Origin of the sequence: Aeromonas sp. FDAARGOS 1410 (genome assembly GCF_019048745.1) — a bacterium.
Lineage (GTDB): Bacteria > Pseudomonadota > Gammaproteobacteria > Enterobacterales > Aeromonadaceae > Aeromonas > Aeromonas jandaei.
The window spans coordinates 3,060,674-3,080,301 of record NZ_CP077401.1 but is presented as its reverse complement, the minus strand read 5'-3'; the positions used below and the strand labels follow the sequence as shown (position 1 = coordinate 3,080,301).

The following is a 19,628-nucleotide window of genomic DNA, read 5'->3' as shown; positions in this document are numbered from 1 at the left end:
AATCGTGTTCACAAGGGGTGACATGCAAAATAAAGGGATAAAAAAACCGCCCATCGCGGGCGGATTTTCACTCATCTCCAACTGGCGCAGGCCAGCGCAGATCAGTTCAGCAGGGTCAGGGGATCCGTGTAGGCAAGGCCATGAGCCACGGCAACCTCCTTGCAGGTGAGTTTGCCCTCCATCACGTTGAGGCCGTGCAGCAGGTTGGGATCGCTCAGCAGTGCCTGACGATACCCTTGCTGGGCCAGCTTGATGATGAAGGGGAGGGTGGCGTTATTGAGTGCCACGGTCGAGGTTCGTGCCACTGCCCCCGGCATGTTGGCCACGCAGTAGTGCACCACGTCATCGACGATGAAGGTGGGATCTTCGTGGGTAGTGGGGTGCGAGGTTGCCACGCAGCCACCCTGATCGATCGCCACATCGACGATAGCCGAGCCCGGCTTCATGCGCGCAATGTGGTCACGGCTGACAAGTTTTGGCGCAGTGGCGCCCGGTACCAGCACGCCGCCGATGACCAGATCGGCCGCCAGCAGATGGCGTTCCAGACTTTCGCTGTTGGAGTAGACCACTTTGGCTGCACCCTGAAACTCGTTGTCGAGACGGCGCAGGGTATCGACGTTGTTGTCGAGGATGGTCACGTCGGCGCGCATGCCGATGGCCATGCGGGCTGCGTTGGAGCCAACCACGCCACCACCGATGATCACTACCTTGGCCGGTTCGACACCGGGCACCCCGCCGAGCAGCATGCCGCTACCGCCGCGTGATTTCTCCAGCGCCTGGGCACCTGCCTGAATAGACATGCGACCCGCGACTTCCGACATGGGCGCCAGCAGGGGCAGACCGCCACGGCCGTCGGTGACGGTCTCGTAGGCTATACAGATGGCACCACTTTTCAGCAAGGCCTCGGTTTGTGGCAGATCCGGTGCCAGATGGAGGTAGGTAAACAGGGTTTGACCCGGTCGCAACATGGCACACTCGACAGGCTGGGGCTCCTTGACCTTGACGATCATCTCCGCCTTGGCGAAAACCTCGGCGGCAGAGGCCAAAATTTCGGCACCAGCAGCCGTATAATCTGCATCGCTAAAGCCAATCCCGTTTCCGGCACCGCTTTGGACGAAAACAGTATGGTTTCGTGCTGTCAGTTCACGTACACTGGCCGGAACCATGCCTACGCGATATTCATGGTTTTTTATCTCTTTAGGTACACCGATAATCATGCTATCCCTCGTCTATCGATTGGTGTTTCATGTTGCCAAAATGTTAACCAACATTTGCGCCTAGTATATTCAGGTATTGACAGGATTTGTGACCATAATTATAAAATGAATGGTGATTCTTACCAAAAAATAGCCAAAGGATGGAATAAAATGATGGAAGCTAAGAGTCGGCTAAAGGATTTGGACAGGATTGACCGCAACATTCTCAATGAACTGCAAAAGGATGGCAGGATCTCGAATGTTGAGTTGTCCAAACGAGTTGGCCTGAGTCCTACACCGTGTCTGGAACGGGTTCGTCGCCTCGAGCGACAAGGCTATATCGAAGGGTATGCCGCGATTCTGAACCCTCATTATCTGGATGCGTCTCTGCTGGTCTTTGTGGAAATTACCCTCAACCGCGGTGCCCCAGATGTGTTTGAACAGTTCAACAAGGCTGTTCAGGTGCTCGAGGAGATCCAGGAGTGCCATCTGGTCTCGGGTGATTTCGACTACCTGCTCAAGACCCGGGTAAGCGACATGTCGGCTTATCGCCGCCTGCTGGGTGAGACCCTGCTGCGCTTGCCGGGGGTCAATGACACCCGCACCTATGTGGTGATGGAGGAGGTCAAGCAGAGCAGCCGTCTGGTGATCAGCACCCGATAAAGCAGATTATGCCGTGGTATCTTTTCCATATGAGACACTGCGACAGTCAGAAACGAGCGGCCGGTCCGCTCGTTTCTTCTTGTAAAGATGATTGCAAATATGGCCCCGTCCCATCAGGCACAGGCTGACAATCGATGGGCTTTTCGGGGATACTAGGCCCCCTTATTTCCTGCATTACATGTTTTCAGAAAGGAGCCGGAGTTTGGCCGATAAAAAGCTGTTTACTCCTTTATCAGGTACACAACGGATCTTCGAAGCCGTCTTGATCGCCATCACCCTGATGGCCGCTTATCTTCTGCTTGCCCTGTTGTCCTATCATCCCGCCGATCCCGGTTGGTCCCAGACCTCGTGGGAAGGGGAGGTCAAGAACCTCGCCGGCAGCGCAGGCGCCTGGCTTGCCGATATCACCATGTTTACCTTTGGTGCCTTCTCCTATCTGGTTCCGCCGCTGGTGGTGCTGTTGGGCTGGAGTCTCTTCTGGCGGCCAAGCCGTCTGCTCGATGTGGATTACCTCACCCTCGGGGTGCGGATCATCGGCTTTATCCTGACCGTGCTCGGCATGTCGGCCATCGCCAGCATGAACTTTAACGATCTGCAGAACTTCTCCGCCGGTGGCCTAGTGGGGGATGTCATCGCCTCCGCCGTGGTACCGCTGTTTGGCGGTGTGGGTGCCAACCTGATGCTGCTTTGCTTCGTGGCAACCGGCATTACCCTGTTTACCGGCTGGTCCTGGCTCACCATCGTCGAGCGCATCGGTGCCGCCTGCACCGGCTCCGTCAGTGCCATCTACCACTTCCCGGGCACTCTGGGTCGCTGGTTGACCGGCGGCTGGCGTCAGCCTCGCGTTGAGGGACCGGATCCCCTGCTTGAGGGGGGCGTGGGCGCCATCGAGCTTGATGACGAAGATGAAGACGATCCCCACAGTAACTGGGGTCGCCGCGCCAAGGGCAAAAACCAGAAAGGCTCCAAGGAGGAGTGGTTGCCTGAACTGGACGACGACACCTTCGAGTTTGACCCGCAGTTTGATGATGAGGACGACGAACCCGCGCCGGTGGTCAAGGCTAAACGGCCAGCCCCTGCCAGCTCTCGTCGCCAGAGCGCCCTTGCCGTCGCCGATGACGAGGACGATGAAGATCTCGACCTGCCGTGGGCTGAGGGCGAGGATGCAGCGGTTGCCCCAGTCGTCGCCATGCCGACCAAGCCCAAGCGCCGCGTTCAGGCCAACCTGCCGCCGCTGCCGAGCCTTGAGCTGCTGGATCGTCCGCCTGCCAAGACCCAGATGATGAGCAAGGACGAGCTGGATCGGATGGGCCGTCTGGTGGAGGCCAAGCTCGCCGATTACAACGTGCAGGCCAAGGTGGTCGGTGTCTATCCGGGCCCGGTTATCACCCGTTTTGAACTGGATCTGGCGCCAGGCATGAAGGCGAGCAAGATCACCAACCTGTCCCGCGATCTGGCCCGCTCTCTGTCGGCCAGCAGCGTGCGGGTGGTCGAGGTGATCCCGGGTAAAACTTATGTCGGGATCGAGTTGCCCAACCGGGTGCGCCAGACCGTCTACCTGCGCGAGACCCTCGACTGCGATGCGTTCCGCGATAGCCGCAACCCGCTCACCATGGGCCTGGGTCAGGACATCGCCGGCGAGCCGGTAGTCGTTAACCTCGCCAAGATGCCGCACCTGCTGGTGGCCGGTACCACGGGTTCAGGTAAGTCGGTGGGGGTGAACACCATGATCATCTCCATGCTCTACAAATCTTCGCCGGACGATCTGCGCTTCATCATGATCGACCCCAAGATGCTGGAATTGTCGGTCTACGAAGGGATCCCGCACCTCCTGACCGAGGTAGTGACCGACATGAAGGATGCCGCCAACGCCCTGCGCTGGTGTGTGGGCGAGATGGAGCGTCGCTACAAACTGATGTCGGCGGTCGGAGTGCGCAACCTCAAGGGCTACAACGACAAAGTGCTGGCGGCCATCGAGGAGGGGGATCCCCTGCTGGATCCGCTGTGGCGTCCGGGCGACTCCATGGATCAGACGCCGCCGGAGCTGGAGAAGCTGCCCCATATCGTGGTGGTGGTGGACGAGTTTGCCGACATGATGATGATCGTCGGCAAGAAGGTGGAAGAGCTGATTGCCCGTATCGCCCAGAAAGCGCGGGCGGCCGGTATTCACCTTATCCTTGCGACCCAGCGTCCGTCGGTGGATGTCATCACCGGTCTTATCAAAGCCAACATCCCGACCCGTATCTCGTTCCAGGTGTCGAGCAAGATCGACTCCCGTACCATCATCGATCAGGGCGGCGCCGAATCTCTGCTCGGCATGGGCGACATGCTCTACATGCCGGCCGGTACTTCCAACCCGACCCGGGTGCACGGCGCCTTTGTCGATGACCACGAAGTGCACAAGGTGGTTGCAGACTGGAAACTGCGCGGTGAGCCGAACTACATCGACGAGATCCTCTCCGGTGAATCTGGCGGTGAAGGTGGCAGCGGCGAATATGGCGGTAGTGACGATGAAGAGCTCGACCCCCTGTTTGACGAAGCAGTCGCCTTCGTGGTGGAGTCGCGCCGTGGCTCGACCTCCAGTGTGCAGCGCAAGTTCAAGATTGGTTACAACCGGGCGGCTCGTCTCATCGAGCAGATGGAAAATCAGGGCATTGTGAGCGCCCCGGGTGGCAACGGTCAGCGCGATGTGCTGGCTCCGCCGCCGGTGCGGGACTAAGGCCTACCCTTTTACTGTTATCCTGGCCATGCCCCTCACGGGCGTGGCCTTTTATCGAGATGGTCGTTATGAAAAGCATGATGAAAAAACAGCTGTTGATCGGATCCATGCTGCTGGTTGCCAGCAGCCAGGTGTGGGCTGACGCGGCCAGCGATCTCAAGCAGAAGCTGGCCAGTGTCAGCCTCTTCTCCGCCAAGTTCTCCCAGACTGTCTACGACAGCAAGGGCAAGGAGCTGCAGCGCGCCAGCGGCGATCTGGTGGTACAGCGTCCCAACCATTTCAACTGGCATACCACGGCGCCTGACGAGAGCCTGATCGTGGCCGATGGCAAGGATGTCTGGGTATATGACCCCTTCGTCGAGCAGGTGACCGCCCTTAAATTGAAGGATGCGGTGCTCAACACTCCCTTCGTGCTCATCACCGGCAATGACGACAAGCTGTGGAAGAACTATGACGTGACCCAGCAGGGTGATGTCTACACAGTCACCAGCCGTGATCCGAGCGAGCTTATCGCCTCCTTCCGCGTCACCTTCGATCGCGACAACAACATCAGCCGCTTCGATGTGAAAGAGGCACAGGGGCAGTGGACCGAATTTACCCTCAATAACTTCAACCGCAAGCCGGTGCTCAAGGGTAACGAATTTGTCTTCAAGATCCCGAAGGGGGTCGAGCTGGATGATCAGCGCTGATGAGCAATCTCTCGCTGGATTTCTCGTCGGACTTTCGTCCGCTGGCGGCCCGGATGCGGCCGCAAAATCTCGACCAGTACATAGGTCAGCAGCATATCCTGGGGCCTGACAAGCCCCTGCGCAAAGCGATCCTGGCCGGTCACTGCCACTCGATGATACTGTGGGGGCCACCCGGTACCGGCAAGACCACTCTGGCTGAGCTGATGGCTCACTACTGTCAGGCGGAAGTGGAGCGACTCTCGGCGGTCACCTCCGGCATCAAGGAGATCCGCGCCGCCATCGACAAGGCCAAAGAGAACAGCTGGCGCGGAGTGCGCACCATCCTCTTCGTGGACGAGGTGCACCGCTTCAACAAGAGCCAGCAGGATGTGTTTCTGCCCCACATCGAAGATGGCACCATCACCTTCATCGGTGCTACCACCGAGAACCCTTCGTTCGAACTTAACAACGCGCTGCTCTCCCGGGCCCGGGTCTATCTGCTCAAGCGACTGGAGGAGGAGGACATCCTCGCCATGATCGATCAGGCGATGCAGGATCCCCGCGGTCTCAATGATCCGGCCCTTGCCTTTGCCCCTGGCGTCAAAGAGGCACTGGCCAAGGCGGTAGATGGTGACGGGCGCAAATCCCTCAACTATCTGGAGCTGCTGGCTGACATGGCCGAGCTCGATGGCAGCGGCCACAAGCTTATCGACAGCGCACTGCTCGCCGCCGTGGCGGGGGAACATGTGGCCCGCTTCGACAAGGGGGGGGATCACTTCTACGACCTCATCTCGGCAGTACACAAATCCATTCGCGGCTCTGCGCCGGATGCGGCGCTTTACTGGTATGCCCGTATGGTGAGTGCCGGCTGCGATCCGCTCTATATTGCCCGCCGCTTGCTGGCTATCGCCTCGGAAGATGTGGGCAATGCCGATCCTCGTGCCATGCAGGTGGCGCTATCTGCCTGGGATTGTTTCCACCGCATCGGACCGGCGGAAGGGGAGCGGGCCATCGCCCAGGCGATCGTCTACCTTGCCTGTGCGCCCAAGAGCAATGCGGTCTACACCGCCTGGAAGGCTGCGCTCAACGATGCCAAAAACCTGCCTGACTTCGAGGTGCCGGTGCACCTGCGCAACGCACCGACCCGGCTGATGAGCGATCTGGGCTATGGCGCCGAGTACCGTTACGCCCACGACGAACCGGGCGCTTATGCCGCAGGCGAGGAGTATTTCCCGCCCGAGCTTGCCGGCAAGCAGTACTATCAGCCGACCGATCGTGGCCTTGAAAAGCAGATCGGCCAGAAGCTCGATTATCTGCATGAGCTCGATCGACAGAGCCCGCAAAAACGGGGCCGATAGCCACCCATTTTGGCCAGCAGAATGAAAATTGGTCAGACACCGGAATAATTGGGGTGTTTGACCCCACAAGTTGGCAAAAACGACCCAAATAGTCCCTGTTCGGGCAGGGGGGCGGTCTGCTACACTGCCCTTCTGACCCCGTTGGTTTCGGCCTGATACCATCTTCTTGATTTCGAAGGCCTGACTCTCAAAACGACGGGGGCGCCAACCGATGTTAACTTCCGGATCTGTTTTCCCGCCCGTCATGATGACTCAGGCCCAGATCCCTTTTACAAAAAGTAGGTAACCCATGCTGGATCCCAAATATCTGCGCAGCGACATCGACGAAGCTGCCGCTCGTCTGGCGACACGTGGCTACGCTCTTGACGTAGCGGCTGTCAATGCTCTGGAAGAGAAGCGCAAGGATCTGCAGTCCCGTACTCAGGAGCTGCAGGCCGAGCGCAACGCCCGCTCCAAGTCCATCGGTGAGGCTGCCCGTCGCGGTGAAGATGTTGCTCCGCTCAAGGCTGAAGTGACCAAGATCAACGACGAGCTGGAGACCAGCAAGGTTGAGCTGGATGCTTTGCTGGCCGAGCTGAAAACCATTGCCGACGCCATCCCCAACCTGCCGAGCGAAACCACCCCGGTTGGTCGTGACGAAAACGACAACGTGGAAGTGCGTCGCTGGGGTACCCCGCGTCACTTCGACTTCCCGGTACGCGATCACATCGATCTGGGTGAAGCGGCCAAGGGCGTAGATTTCAAAAACGGCGTCAAGCTCTCCGGTTCCCGTTTTGTTGTGATGAAGGGCCAGATTGCCCGTCTGCACCGCGCCCTGGCCCAGTTCATGCTGGATCTGCACACCCTGCAGCACGGTTACACCGAGTGCTATGTGCCTTATCTGGTCAACCCGGACAGCCTGTACGGTACCGGCCAGCTGCCGAAGTTCTCCCAGGATCTGTTCAATACCGGTATTGACGGTGAAGGGGAAGAAGAGGGCAAGGTGCGCAAGTTCTCCCTGATCCCGACTTCCGAAGTGCCGCTCACCAACATGGCGCGCGACGAGATCTTTGAAGAGCAGGAACTGCCGATCAAGATGACCGCTCACAGCCCGTGCTTCCGTTCCGAAGCGGGCTCTTACGGTCGTGATACCCGTGGCCTCATCCGTATGCACCAGTTCGACAAGGTCGAAATGGTACAGCTGGTTCACCCGGAGAAATCCTGGGAAGCGCTGGAAGAGATGGTGGGTCACGCCGAGAAGGTGCTGCAACTGCTGGAGCTGCCGTATCGCGTGATGGCGCTCTCTACCGGTGACATGGGCTTCTGCGCAGCCAAGACCTACGATCTGGAAGTGTGGCTGCCGGCCCAGAACACCTACCGCGAGATCTCCTCTGTCTCCAACTGCACCGACTTCCAGGCGCGCCGCATGCAGGCTCGCGTGCGTGTCGATGGCAAGCCGCAGCTTATTCACACCCTGAATGGCTCCGGTCTGGCTGTTGGCCGCACTCTGGTCGCCGTGATCGAGAACTACCAGCAGGCAGATGGCCGTATCGCCATCCCGGCTGCGCTGCAATCCTACATGGGCGGCCTGACCCACATCGGGTAAGCGCTCGTTGCAGACGACAACGCCATGGCCATGCCATGGCGTTGTGCATTCTGGCGCCGCTCAACCGTTTTTATCGTGAATAAATCTGCGTTTCCGGCGCCTCTTTGAACATGTAACACAATTTTATCAAGCATTGCGCAATCGTTTTTGTTAGACTGCGCCGCAATTTCGCAGGACATCTTTTTCTATGGTCTGGATTGATTACGCCATCATCGGCATCGTCGGTTTTTCTGCACTCATCAGCCTGGTGCGCGGCTTCGTCAAAGAGGCCATGTCTCTCGTCACCTGGTTCGTTGCCTTCTTTATTGCCAGCCATTTCTATCCTGATCTCGCCGCCTATTTTACCTCTTTCTCCGATGCGCTGGTGCGCAACGGTCTGGCCATAGCGGCCCTGTTCGTGGCAACCCTGATCCTGGGCAGCGTGGTGAACTACGTGGTGGGTCTGCTGGTGGACAAGACGGGGCTCTCCGGTACCGATCGGGTGCTCGGGGTCTGCTTCGGCGCAATTCGCGGGGTACTGATCGTCAGTGCCCTGCTTTTTTTCATGGATACCTTCACCAGCCTCTCCCAGAGTGACTGGTGGGCGGCATCCAAGCTGGTGCCGGAGTTCAAGCCGGTGATCCAGTGGTTTTTCGGGTTCATGCTGAACTCTTCGAGTTTTCTTAAACAGGTATAGCGACTTCGAGGTAGCAAATACATGTGTGGTATTGTCGGTATAGTAGGCACCACTCCCGTCAATCAGGCCCTCTACGACGCCTTGACGGTGTTGCAGCACAGGGGACAGGATGCCGCCGGGATTGTGACCATTGACAGTGGGAACTTCCGGCAACGCAAGGCCAATGGCCTGGTCAAGGACGTGTTTGAAGTGCGCCACATGCAGCGCCTGCAAGGGAACATCGGCATCGGTCATGTCAGATATCCCACCGCAGGCAGCTCCAGTGCCGCAGAAGCCCAACCTTTTTATGTCAACTCTCCTTACGGGATCGTGCTTGCCCACAACGGCAACCTGACCAACGCCAAGGAGCTCAAGGAGCAGCAGTTCCGTGTCGCGCGCCGTCACATCAACACCACTTCGGATTCCGAAGTGCTGCTGAACGTGCTGGCTCACGAGCTGGACCGCTGTGACAAGATGGCGCTGGCGCCTGCGGACATCTTCGCTGCGGTGCGCAAGACCCATCAGCAGATCCGCGGTGCCTATGCCGTGGTGGCGCTGGTCATTGGCCACGGCCTCATCGGGTTCCGTGATCCCAACGGCATTCGCCCGCTGGTCCTCGGCCGTCGTCAGGATGAGCAGGGGCAGGTGGAGTACATGCTCGCCTCCGAGAGCGTGGCGCTCGATGCCATCGGTTTCGAGACGGTGCGTGACATCGCGCCGGGCGAGGCCATCTACATCACCGAGCAGGGCCAGCTCTTCTCCGAGCAGTGCGCGGATAACCCGCAGATGAGCTCCTGCATCTTCGAATATGTCTATTTTGCCCGTCCCGATTCGTGCATCGACAAGGTGTCGGTCTACGCCGCCCGTCTCAATATGGGTCGCAAGCTGGGTCAGAAGATTGCCCGCGAGTGGGAAGATCTCGATGTGGACGTGGTCATCCCCATCCCCGAGACCTCTTGCGACGTGGCGCTGGAGATCGCCCATACCCTCGACCTGCCGTACCGTCAGGGCTTCGTGAAAAACCGCTATATCGGCCGCACCTTCATCATGCCGGGCCAGACCCAGCGCAAGAAGTCGGTTCGCCGCAAGCTCAACGCCATCAGCTCCGAGTTCAAGGGCAAGAAGGTGTTGCTGGTGGACGATTCCATCGTGCGCGGTACCACCTCGGAGCAGATTATCCAGATGGCCCGTGAAGCGGGGGCCGCCAAGGTTTACTTTGCCTCGGCAGCGCCGGAAATTCGCTTCCCCAACGTCTACGGTATCGACATGCCCACCGCCAACGAGCTGATCGCCCACGGTCGCGAAGTGGAAGAGGTGTGCAAGCTTATTGGCGCTGATGGCCTCATCTTCCAGGATCTGGAAGATCTGGAAGCGGCGGTGCGGGAGATCAACCCCGAGCTGCGCCACTTCGAGACCTCGGTATTCAACGGCCACTATGTCACCTCCGATGTGGATCAATCCTACCTTGATCACCTCAATGCCCTGCGCAGCGATGACAGCAAGGCTGTGCGCGAGTGGCAGGAAGGGACCAGCAATCTGGAAATTTTTAACGAAGGCAGTTAAACGTTTTCCTTCGGACTGGTTTGCATAACGCAATGGGAGCCCTGGCTCCCATTGTTGTTTTTGCTGGGAGATGGCGAAAGGGGAGAGATGGCATCTGTTTGAAAAAACAGCGCTTATTTTGCCAGATATGGGCATGCAACGGCTGATCCGCTAGCATAGGGTCACTTTTCTCATACGCCTTTAACGAGAGTTCAGATGGATGATCTGCTAGCCCCCGTGCGCCAGTTCTTGCAGTGCGAAACCCCTGACGAGTGGGTGGAGATGGCGCGGGATCCGGCCCGTTTGCCAACCCTGCTTATTGATCACGCCAACTGTGAAACCAAGGCTGCACTCACCGCACACAGTCTGGTGCGCCGCTACTGCCTGCCCAAGGGCAAGCGTCATCTGCTGCCCAAACTGGAGTTTTATCGCGAGCTGGACGCTATTCCGGAGAAGGCCGAGATCCTGGGCAAGCGCACCATGGGCGAGTCTGATCGCTCGGTCTTTGCCGAGCTGGAGCGCAATCCGCTGCTGTTTCCCATGGTGCGGCTCATTCAGGAGGAGTTGCACCACTTCGAGCAGGTGCTGGAGATCATGCAGGCCCGCGGCATCGAATATGGCCCGGTTACCGCTTCTCGCTATGCCCGGCAACTGATGCAGCATGTGCGCACCCATGAGCCTGCCACCATTGTCGACAAGATGATCATCGGTGCCTATATCGAGGCGCGCTCCTGCGAGCGTTTTGCCAAGCTGGCTCCCCATCTGGATGAGGAGCTGGGGCGCTTCTACGTCTCCCTGCTGCGCTCCGAGGCGCGCCACTATCAGGATTATCTCGCGCTGGCCGAGCAGTATGCGGGGGAGGACATCTGCGAGCGGGTTGCCTACTTTGGCAAGCTGGAAGCCGAGCTTATCTCCTCGCCAGACCCCCAGTTCCGGTTTCATAGCGGCCTCCCTGTCACATCTGACAGTTGTTGACGCACAGGGGGCAAACTACTATTGCCCTGTTCCTACTACGAGCGACAAGTAGTTACTTTTGAGCGCAATTCCCGGCCTTGAGCCGGGATTTTTTTATCCCTGCCGTCAGCTTGTTGTCAGCACACCTGTTGAATTTTCACTCACTTTTCCCGTAAGCCCGTCAATTTGTATGGCGTCGAGCCGCCGTTTTTTATGGCGATAAAGTGGCCATTCAGGCGGCGCGAGCTTGTAGAAATGGGCGAAACCGTGTACTTTTTTGCCTTCGCAAGATTTGAATAACCAATCAATAGGAGCGTGTATGCGCATTGTTCTGTTGGGGGCTCCGGGCGCCGGCAAAGGTACCCAGGCTCAGTTCATCATGGAAAAACACGGTATTCCCCAGATCTCCACCGGCGACATGCTGCGTGCGGCGATCAAAGCGGGCACCGAGCTCGGTCTGAAGGCCAAAGCCGTGATGGACGCAGGTCAGCTGGTCTCTGACGACATCATCATCGGTCTGGTCAAGGAGCGCATCGCTCAGCCGGATTGTGCCAAAGGCTTCCTGTTGGACGGTTTCCCGCGCACTATTCCCCAGGCGCAAGCCATGAAGGATGCCGGCGTCAAGGTTGATTTCGTGCTGGAGTTCGATGTGCCAGACGAAGAGATCGTCAAGCGCATGAGCGGCCGTCGCGTTCACTCAGGCTCTGGTCGTACCTACCACGTGGTGTTCAACCCGCCGAAAGTGGAAGGTAAAGATGACGTGACTGGCGAAGATCTGGTGATCCGTGCCGACGACGAAGAGACCACAGTGCGCAAGCGTCTGGATGTATACCATCAGCAGACTGCTCCGCTCATCGGCTTCTATGGCAAAGAGGCGGAAGCGGGCAATACCCGTTACGTCAAGATCGATGGCACCCAGCCGGTTGATCTGGTCAGCAAGCAGCTTGCCACCATTTTGGGCTAAGCGTTACTGCCGGCACAGTCCCCTGGGCCATCAGGCAAATGATAAAAAGGGCCCAGCGGGCCCTTTTTTGCATCATGACAGATAGACAGGAAGCCAATGTGACCACGAAAACCGGAATCTTGCTGGTCAATCTGGGTACCCCAGCCGCCCCCACTACCGCCGCCGTCAAAGCGTTTCTCAGCCAGTTTCTGCACGATCCCCGGGTCGTCGATCTGCCACGCTACCTCTGGTGCCCGTTGCTCCACTTCATCATTCTGCCAACCCGCTCTCCCAAGGTGGCCAAGCTCTATCAGCAGGTGTGGACCGAGCAGGGTTCGCCACTGATGGTGATCAGCAAACAGCAGCGGGCTGCGCTGGAGCAGGAGCTCAAGCGTGAAGGGGTCGATGTACCGGTCGAGCTTGCCATGACCTATGGTTCTCCTTCGCTGGAGGAGGGGTGGCAGGCACTCAAGGCCAAGGGGGTCAACCGGGTGATCCTGTTGCCGCTCTATCCGCAATATTCGGTCAGTACCACGGCATCCGTGTTCGATGCCTGGGGTCGGGCGATGAAGCATGAGCGCAATCTGCCTGTGGTGCGGCTCATTCGCGATTACCATGCCCACCCCGAATACATTCAGGCGCTGGCGATGAGCGTGCGCCGTCACTGGGAGCAGCATGGCCGGGGTGAACATCTGTTGATGTCGTTTCACGGTATCCCCGAGCGCTACGAGCAGGAGGGCGATCCCTACGGTCATCAGTGCCGTCATACCGCGTCCCTGCTGGCCGATGCGCTCGGGCTGGAGGCGGGACAGTGGACCGCCAGTTTCCAGTCGCGCTTTGGCAAGGAGGAGTGGCTCAAGCCCTATACAGATGAGACGGTGGGCGGCATGCCTGCCCGAGGCATCAAGCGGCTCGATGTGATCTGCCCGGCCTTTGCCGCCGATTGCCTCGAAACGCTGGAGGAGATCCAGGTGCAGAACAAGGAGATCTTCCTGGCTGCCGGTGGCGAGGAGTTTGGCTATATTCCGGCGCTCAATAGCGATCAGGCCCATATCAGGATGATGGTTTCGCTCATTTGCCGTGAATTGGCATGAGTGACCGACAGTCAGTTAAACAAGGAGTCGAGTCATGGTACATATCACGCTGATCTACGCAGGCTTGCTGGGGCTGCTGTTTCTGGGGCTCTCCGCTTGGGTGGTCAGACGCCGCGCCCAGTTCGGGGTGATGATAGGGCAGGGGGAGGCCCCTGAGTTGCTGGCGGCGATCCGGGCCCACGGCAATTTTGCCGAGTACGTACCGCTGACTCTGTTGCTGATGGCACTGAGTGAAATGGCCGGTGCCAGCGCACTCTTGCTGCATGCCGGCGGCATCATGCTGCTGGCAGGTCGCGTACTGCATGCCATTGGCATCCAGATCCCGCGAGCACCCAATGTGCCCCGCTTCGTTGGCACCTTGCTGTTCTGGCTATCCCTCGGGCTATTCTCCGGGTTGACCCTTTTTCACGGCTTGATCAACGGGTGAATTATCCCTCTGAGTCGAGAGTCAAAAACCACCCACTTTCGGGTGGTTTTTTTGTGGTTAAAGGGCAAACGTTTTTCCTCGCAACCCTTGTCTATACTGACTCCATTATTTAAACAGAGCGACTTTTCGGTGCGGCAGATTGTGTTAAAATCCCGCCCCTCTTTCCCCCAGAGCACAAGAACATTGCCATGAAATTTCCCGGTCAGCGCAAGTCCAAACACTACTTTCCTGTGGATCGTCGTGATCCCCTCATCTCCCAGAGTGCGGTGCTTTCGGAGCGGGGCAAGGCCTATGTGGTCGGGATTGACCAGACGCTGGTCGACATCGAAGCCCATGTCGATCTGGCGTTTCTCGAGCGTTATAGCCTGAGCCGTGGCCACTCCATGCTCATCTCCGATGAAGTAGCCGAGCAGATCTACGACGAGCTCAAGAGCAACAACATGGTAGTGAGCGAATTTGCCGGTGGCACCATTGGCAACACCATGCACAACTACTCGGTGCTGGCTGATTCCCACTCCATCCTGCTTGGCGTCATGAGCCAGGATATCCGCATCGGCAGCTACGCCTATCGTTACCTCTGCAATACCTCCTCTCGCGTCAACCTTGACTATCTGCAGCCGGTAGATGGGCCGGTCGGTCGCTGCTTTACCTTCATCACCGAAGGGGGCGAGCGCAGCTTTGGCATCAACGCCGGCAAGATGGATCATCTGGATGTCGAGCACATCCCTGAAGAGATCATCAAGGAGTCCTCCGCTCTGGTCATCACAGCCTATCTGGTGCGCGGTGAAGATGGCACCCCGATGAAAGATGCCGCCATGGCCGCTGTGCGTTATGCCCGCGAGGCCGGTGTGCCGGTGGTGCTGACTCTGGGTACCCGTTTCGTCATCGAGTCAGACCCCCAGTGGTGGCGTGACTTCATCAGCGAAAACGTCACCGTGCTCGCCATGAACGAGGAGGAGGGCGAGGCCCTGACCGGTTTCTCCGATCCGCTGGCCGCAGCCGACAAGGCGCTCGACTGGGCTGACATGGTGCTCTGTACCGCCGGTCCGGTGGGGCTCTATATGGCTGCCTACACCGAAGATGACTTCAAGCGCGAGACCACCTTGCCGCTGCTGCCCGGGGTTATTCCCGAGTTCAACATGTACGAGTTCAGCCGCCCCATGGCACGCGCCAAGTGCCGCAAGCCGGTGCGGATCTACTCCCATATCTCTCCCTACATGGGCGGGCCGGAGAAGATCAAGAACACCAACGGGGCAGGGGATGGTGCACTTTCCGCCGTGCTGCACGACATGGTGGCCAACTCCTATCACCGGATGAATGTGCCCAACTCTGCCAAGCACATCTCCGAGTTCCTCACCTACTCTTCACTCTCCCAGGTGTGCAAGTACGCCAACCGGGTGAGTTATGAGGTGCTGGCCCAGAGCAGCCCGCGTCTCTCTCGCGGTCTGCCGGAGAAAGAGGACAGTCTGGAAGAGGTTTACTGGGAGCGTTGATCCCGAATTGTTGCAAAACACCGCCATTGGCAGACGTTTTGACGTGAAAAGGGGCCTTCAGGCCCCTTTTTTCCATCAATAACCCCAATATGCTTGAGTCCATGTCGCTTTTGCGACACCATTTGGCCACCGCATTGCCGGCCGGCAATGCTGCCGCACCTGAGAAAATGAGAGAGCCCCATGAGCATGCTTACCGAGAACCTTGACGCCAATTTCCAACTTTTTATCGAACAAGTCCGCGAGTCGGGTCAGGTGTGGGGCCTGCGCTATGGTGAGGACTGGGTGGTCTGCCGCTCTGCCGAGTTTGAAGATGCCGACGTCATGCCGCTCTGGTCTGCCGAAGAAGATGCCCGTCTGCACTGCGTGGACGAGTGGGCCGATTACGAGCCGGAAGTGATCGATCTGGAAGAGTTTCTCGATATCTGGATCAACGATCTGGATGAAGACGATGTGCTGGTCGGCCCGAACTGGAACGCCGATCTGGAAGGCCAGGAGCTCGAACCGATTGAGCTGGCCAAAGCGCTGGTTGAACTGGACGCCTGAAAGCGCCTCCACTGATGCACTGAGCTTACAGGGCAGCAAGCTAGAGACCGGTATTCGTGAGAATACCGGTCTTTTTTTATGGTCGAATGGCTGCATTGATGAGTTAAATGCCAATTTGCCTTTGCACCTCGCCGGGGGATGGTCCATCATCAACCTTTTGCCATGGGGGGCGCCATGTTTCTATTCGATGTCGCAGGTGCGACGGGAGGACGGGCCAGCATCCGCATTCAGGCGCTGGACTGGGCACAATCCGGGCCGGTCATTTTCCAGTGTGACGATGATGCACTGGCGGTCATGCTGCTGAGCGGCTGTCGCTGCGATTCGGTCGGCTTCTTCAATCTGCTGGCTGGCTGCAAACCGCTCTATGTCGAGCAGTGGCTTGCCTATCTGCAAGAGAGTGGCCGTATCGGCAAGTGGAGTTTCCAGACCGAAAGCCCGGCCGACAGCCACTATCTGGCAAGAGCCGGTCTGGATAATGAGGAGTTGAATACCCTGCTGGCACAGGTTTATCAGGTGGCGGGGTTCAATCGCCTGCAGATCAATCGTTACCTCAAGAACCGCCACAACCCCACCACCCTGGCTACCCGTTACGATCAGAAAGAGCTGGAGCGTTACCGCCAGCTCAACGAGATCATTCTGACTCTGTTGAAGTTGAAACATCCTCAGTAAAGAGACCAAGCTGGCTGATATCCGGTCGCAAAGGTTGCGGCCGGGCAATCAGGTAGCCTTGCAGTCCATCGACATACATTCCCTGCAGCAGCTGCTTCTGGCCCAGCTGCTCAACCCCCTCGGCAATCACCTGGCACCCCATCCGGTGCGATACATCGACAATCATCCGCACAAATTGCTGGTTGGTCTGATCCTGCTCCAGTCCGGTGATGAGCGCGGGGTCGAGCTTGATGTAGTCAGGTTTCAGTTCGCGAAACAGGGTGAATGAGCCGATCCCCTTGCCGAAGTTGGCGATGGCCGAGCGGCTGCCATTGCGCCTGAGCAGTTCAAACACCCGCTTGGCGCCGGTCAAGTTGCGCTCCAGATGCTCCTCGTCGAGTTCAAACACCAGATTGGCACTGGTGTTGGGATCCTTGAGCAGCTGTCTATCCAGCCAGATCAGAAAAGCGCTGTTTTGCAGCAGGTTGGATGAGAGATTGATCCCCCAGCGACTCTGGTTGGAGCCAAACGCCCGGTACTGGCGCATGATGTGGGTGATGACCAGTTGCTCCAGTCGCATCACCAGATCCAGCCGCTGTGCCATGGCAAAGAGAGTATCGGTGGGCAGCGCTGTGCCATCGCTGCCGGCAAAGCGGGTATAGATCTCGTTGTAGGCCAGCATGCTGCGATGCAGCGGCTGGATCGGCTGATAGGTAAAGCCGAGCCGCTCCTGCGCCAGCACCTCGGTCAACACGTCGCGCCAGTGTTGCTGGCCCTGCATGTCGGAGACATTGTCATCCTGCTGAATGGCCCAGCCATTGATGGTTTCGGTCTGGGCGCGGGCCAGTGCCAGATCGGCCCGGGCCAGCACGGCCTCGATTTTCTGGCCGCTGCTGAGTTTGGTCAGCCCGGAGTAACCGGTGCTCTCCAGCTCGTGTTGCTCCTGATAGTGATCGAAGGCGACTTTCAGATCCTGCCCCAACAGGTGAGGGGGAATATTGGCAGCCGGTTGCACCAGCACCGCGAAGTCTGCCCCCGAGATGCGATAAACCTGATTGCCGGGAAACCGGCTGACCACCCGCTTGATGAGCGCAGCCATGTCCTTGATGTAGGCATCTCCCGATTGAAAACCCCGCTGGGCGTTGATCTTGCCAAGCTCGGTGGCGCGCACCAGCACCAGCGTCGCGGTCTGGGTATCCTGATCCCGCTGCAGCAACTCGGTCATATCGCGGCGAAAGGCGTAGCGATTGAGCAGCTGGGTCAGCTCGTCGGTAGTGGCCAGATTGCTCAGCTCGGTGAGTTGGCGATGGACATGCTGCTCGGCGCTTTCAAACTGCTCCAGCAACTGCTGCAGCGCTTCTTGCGAGCGGGGAGCTTCCAGTAACTGCGGATCCCGGCTGCGCAGGGCTTTTATCCAGACTTGTTCCTGATTCTGTTGAATGCCGCCCAGGGTGCGCAGAGCCAGCATCAGCAGTAGGGCCATGCCGATCAGCGTGGTGCCCAGAATCAGAACGAGCGTCAGCGGAGTGCTCTGCATAGCCAGCCAAACCCCTTGCAGAAGCAATAGAGGTATGGCCACTATGATGGCGATCAAAACGAGAGGGCGTCCGAGCTTGTGAACCATCTTGTCATCCTTGAAGTGGCTGCTTTATGAGGAAATTTTAACCAAGCATACCAAGCAAAACATGTTATGACTCGCAACTCGGATAAAAGGGCCAATTGAGATCGGTTAAATGTGAGTGAAACCACTTTCAGTGCCACTGAAACAGGCGAAGATGGGTTGAAAATAGATCAAACAAGGCAGAGGTAAATCATGTTGTTAGAGCCCGAAAATAGTGCCAAAGCACGTCAGTTGTTGAACCAGAGTATGGCACTGGTGTTGGCGGGAGGACGTGGCAGTCGCCTGAAGCAGTTGACCGACAACCGCGCCAAACCGGCCGTCCATTTCGGCGGCAAGTTCCGCATCATCGATTTTGTACTCTCCAACTGTATTAACTCCGGGATCCGCCGCGTGGGGGTGGTGACCCAGTACAAATCCCACAGCCTGCTGCGTCATCTGCAATCAGGCTGGTCTTTCCTGCGCTACCAGATGAACGAGTTCATCGATCTGCTGCCTGCCCAGCAGCGGGTGGACGAGGTGCACTGGTATCGCGGTACTGCCGATGCCATCTATCAGAACGTCGACATCATTCGCGACTACGGCCCCAAATACATAGTGGTGCTGGCGGGGGATCACATCTACAAGATGGACTACGCCGCCATGCTGCTCGATCACGTGCGTCTCGGAGCCAAGGTCACGGTAGCCTGTATCGAGGTGCCGCGCGCCGAGGCGTCAGCCTTCGGCATCATGGATATCGACGAGCAGCGCAAGATCCGCGCCTTCGTGGAAAAACCGGCCAATCCGCCCGCCATGCCGGGGTGTGATGATCGCTCCCTTGCTTCCATGGGGATCTACATCTTCGAGGCGGAGTACCTCTACCAGTTGCTGGAGGAAGACATTCTCAACCAAGACTCCAAACACGACTTCGGGATGGATGTGATCCCCCGCATCGTGGAGGAGGGGCTGGCCTTTGCGCACCCCTTCAACATGTCCTGTGTCGGGGCGCGCGAGGGACAAAAGCCCTACTGGCGTGATGTAGGTACCCTGGATTCATTCTGGGAAGCGAACATGGACCTCGCCTCCGTGTTGCCCGAGCTCGATATTTACGATCAAAACTGGCCCATCTGGACCAGCCAGACCCTGACGCCGCCCGCCAAGTTCGTGCAGGACAGAAATGGTCAGCACGGCATGACCATCAACTCCATGTTTGCTGGTGGAACCATCGTCAGCGGTTCGTTCGTGCTCAACTCGGTGCTCTTTACCAACGTGCGGGTGCACTCCTTCTGCACTCTGGATCAGGCGGTCATTTTCCCGGGGGTCGAGATCGGTACTGGCTGCCGTCTGCGCCGGGTGGTGGTGGACAAGGGCTGCAAGGTGCCTGACGGGCTGGTGGTGGGTGAGAATGCCGATGAGGATGCACGCCGCTTCTATCGCTCAGAGCAGGGCATTGTGCTGGTGACCAAGGAGATGCTGGACAAGCTGGGTTAACCCAAGCGAATTAATTGAAGTGCCCTGAAATGAAGAGTCAGACGCTGTAATG

General features: G+C 58.2%; 17 protein-coding genes. 15 read left to right on the top strand and 2 right to left on the bottom strand.

Going from position 1 to position 19,628, the window contains the following annotated elements; genetic code table 11:
- Positions 1 to 101: 101 nt before the first annotated feature.
- Entirely contained in the window at positions 102 to 1,217 is a 1,116-nt protein-coding gene (gene ald, locus I6L40_RS14180; RefSeq protein ID WP_041207483.1) for an alanine dehydrogenase, read from the bottom strand.
- A 150-nt stretch (positions 1,218 to 1,367) separates the two neighbouring features.
- Between ald and lrp the strand changes: the two genes are divergently transcribed.
- From lrp to I6L40_RS14110, 14 genes are all read left to right on the top strand, one after another.
- On the top strand, positions 1,368 to 1,859 hold the full coding sequence (lrp, locus tag I6L40_RS14175; RefSeq protein WP_005300047.1) for a leucine-responsive transcriptional regulator Lrp: 492 nt from the start codon (positions 1,368 to 1,370) through the stop codon (positions 1,857 to 1,859).
- A 202-nt stretch (positions 1,860 to 2,061) separates the two neighbouring features.
- On the top strand, positions 2,062 to 4,578 hold the full coding sequence (locus I6L40_RS14170; RefSeq protein WP_071910546.1) for a DNA translocase FtsK: 2,517 nt from the start codon (positions 2,062 to 2,064) through the stop codon (positions 4,576 to 4,578).
- 80 nt (positions 4,579 to 4,658) lie between these two features.
- Positions 4,659 to 5,267 (top strand): outer membrane lipoprotein chaperone LolA, encoded by a 609-nt coding sequence (gene lolA, locus I6L40_RS14165; protein WP_033115213.1) that lies wholly within the window; start codon positions 4,659 to 4,661, stop codon positions 5,265 to 5,267.
- Complete coding sequence (locus tag I6L40_RS14160) at positions 5,267 to 6,604, top strand: replication-associated recombination protein A (RefSeq protein WP_033115172.1); 1,338 nt, start codon at positions 5,267 to 5,269, stop codon at positions 6,602 to 6,604. Before lolA ends, I6L40_RS14160 begins: the two co-directional genes overlap by 1 nt.
- Positions 6,605 to 6,893: 289 nt before the next feature.
- Positions 6,894 to 8,189 (top strand): serine--tRNA ligase, encoded by a 1,296-nt coding sequence (gene serS / locus I6L40_RS14155; protein ID WP_017785405.1) that lies wholly within the window; start codon positions 6,894 to 6,896, stop codon positions 8,187 to 8,189.
- A 187-nt stretch (positions 8,190 to 8,376) separates the two neighbouring features.
- On the top strand, positions 8,377 to 8,865 hold the full coding sequence (locus I6L40_RS14150; RefSeq protein WP_033115174.1) for a CvpA family protein: 489 nt from the start codon (positions 8,377 to 8,379) through the stop codon (positions 8,863 to 8,865).
- Between the two features lie 21 nt (positions 8,866 to 8,886).
- Positions 8,887 to 10,407: an amidophosphoribosyltransferase gene (gene purF, locus I6L40_RS14145; protein WP_071910544.1), complete on the top strand. Its 1,521-nt coding sequence runs from the start codon at positions 8,887 to 8,889 to the stop codon at positions 10,405 to 10,407.
- Positions 10,408 to 10,602: 195 nt separating this feature from the next.
- Positions 10,603 to 11,361 (top strand): tRNA-(ms[2]io[6]A)-hydroxylase, encoded by a 759-nt coding sequence (locus tag I6L40_RS14140; RefSeq protein WP_216994451.1) that lies wholly within the window; start codon positions 10,603 to 10,605, stop codon positions 11,359 to 11,361.
- A 298-nt stretch (positions 11,362 to 11,659) separates the two neighbouring features.
- The gene (gene adk / locus I6L40_RS14135) at positions 11,660 to 12,304 is read left to right on the top strand and encodes an adenylate kinase (RefSeq protein WP_043851073.1); all 645 of its coding nucleotides are present in this window, start codon (positions 11,660 to 11,662) and stop codon (positions 12,302 to 12,304) included.
- 98 nt (positions 12,305 to 12,402) lie between these two features.
- Positions 12,403 to 13,377, top strand: coding sequence for a ferrochelatase (hemH, locus tag I6L40_RS14130; RefSeq protein ID WP_143241684.1), 975 nt, complete (start codon positions 12,403 to 12,405; stop codon positions 13,375 to 13,377).
- Between the two features lie 34 nt (positions 13,378 to 13,411).
- Positions 13,412 to 13,804: an MAPEG family protein gene (locus I6L40_RS14125; RefSeq protein ID WP_071910537.1), complete on the top strand. Its 393-nt coding sequence runs from the start codon at positions 13,412 to 13,414 to the stop codon at positions 13,802 to 13,804.
- A gap of 188 nt (positions 13,805 to 13,992) precedes the next feature.
- Positions 13,993 to 15,297, top strand: a complete 1,305-nt coding sequence (locus I6L40_RS14120) for an inosine/guanosine kinase (RefSeq protein WP_071910535.1) — start codon at positions 13,993 to 13,995, stop codon at positions 15,295 to 15,297.
- A 180-nt stretch (positions 15,298 to 15,477) separates the two neighbouring features.
- A complete protein-coding gene (locus tag I6L40_RS14115; protein WP_033115181.1) occupies positions 15,478 to 15,840 on the top strand; it encodes a DUF2750 domain-containing protein in 363 nt (120 codons plus the stop codon).
- Positions 15,841 to 16,014: 174 nt separating this feature from the next.
- Positions 16,015 to 16,509: a hypothetical protein gene (locus I6L40_RS14110; protein ID WP_071910533.1), complete on the top strand. Its 495-nt coding sequence runs from the start codon at positions 16,015 to 16,017 to the stop codon at positions 16,507 to 16,509.
- On the opposite strand, the gene I6L40_RS14105 is transcribed toward I6L40_RS14110, so the two are convergent.
- On the bottom strand, positions 16,472 to 18,112 hold the full coding sequence (locus I6L40_RS14105; RefSeq protein ID WP_071910531.1) for an EAL domain-containing protein: 1,641 nt from the start codon (positions 18,110 to 18,112) through the stop codon (positions 16,472 to 16,474). The genes I6L40_RS14110 and I6L40_RS14105 overlap by 38 nt on opposite strands.
- A gap of 189 nt (positions 18,113 to 18,301) precedes the next feature.
- Here I6L40_RS14105 and glgC point away from each other — a divergent pair, with 189 nt between their 5' ends.
- A complete protein-coding gene (glgC, locus tag I6L40_RS14100) occupies positions 18,302 to 19,576 on the top strand; it encodes a glucose-1-phosphate adenylyltransferase (protein WP_041207494.1) in 1,275 nt (424 codons plus the stop codon).
- Positions 19,577 to 19,628: the final 52 nt, after the last annotated feature.

What these genes read in the sequence shown, in the direction of transcription:
- ald (WP_041207483.1), bottom strand. Translation starts at nt 1,217, where the DNA reads ATGATTATCGGTGTACCTAAAGAGATAAAAAACCATGAATATCGCGTA.
- serS (WP_017785405.1), top strand. Translation starts at nt 6,894, where the DNA reads ATGCTGGATCCCAAATATCTGCGCAGCGACATCGACGAAGCTGCCGCT.
- lolA (WP_033115213.1), top strand. Translation starts at nt 4,659, where the DNA reads ATGAAAAAACAGCTGTTGATCGGATCCATGCTGCTGGTTGCCAGCAGC.
- I6L40_RS14160 (WP_033115172.1), top strand. Translation starts at nt 5,267, where the DNA reads ATGAGCAATCTCTCGCTGGATTTCTCGTCGGACTTTCGTCCGCTGGCG.
- adk (WP_043851073.1), top strand. Translation starts at nt 11,660, where the DNA reads ATGCGCATTGTTCTGTTGGGGGCTCCGGGCGCCGGCAAAGGTACCCAG.
- I6L40_RS14120 (WP_071910535.1), top strand. Translation starts at nt 13,993, where the DNA reads ATGAAATTTCCCGGTCAGCGCAAGTCCAAACACTACTTTCCTGTGGAT.
- I6L40_RS14125 (WP_071910537.1), top strand. Translation starts at nt 13,412, where the DNA reads ATGGTACATATCACGCTGATCTACGCAGGCTTGCTGGGGCTGCTGTTT.
- I6L40_RS14110 (WP_071910533.1), top strand. Translation starts at nt 16,015, where the DNA reads ATGTTTCTATTCGATGTCGCAGGTGCGACGGGAGGACGGGCCAGCATC.
- I6L40_RS14140 (WP_216994451.1), top strand. Translation starts at nt 10,603, where the DNA reads ATGGATGATCTGCTAGCCCCCGTGCGCCAGTTCTTGCAGTGCGAAACC.
- glgC (WP_041207494.1), top strand. Translation starts at nt 18,302, where the DNA reads ATGTTGTTAGAGCCCGAAAATAGTGCCAAAGCACGTCAGTTGTTGAAC.
- I6L40_RS14105 (WP_071910531.1), bottom strand. Translation starts at nt 18,112, where the DNA reads ATGGTTCACAAGCTCGGACGCCCTCTCGTTTTGATCGCCATCATAGTG.
- lrp (WP_005300047.1), top strand. Translation starts at nt 1,368, where the DNA reads ATGATGGAAGCTAAGAGTCGGCTAAAGGATTTGGACAGGATTGACCGC.
- purF (WP_071910544.1), top strand. Translation starts at nt 8,887, where the DNA reads ATGTGTGGTATTGTCGGTATAGTAGGCACCACTCCCGTCAATCAGGCC.
- I6L40_RS14150 (WP_033115174.1), top strand. Translation starts at nt 8,377, where the DNA reads ATGGTCTGGATTGATTACGCCATCATCGGCATCGTCGGTTTTTCTGCA.
- I6L40_RS14115 (WP_033115181.1), top strand. Translation starts at nt 15,478, where the DNA reads ATGAGCATGCTTACCGAGAACCTTGACGCCAATTTCCAACTTTTTATC.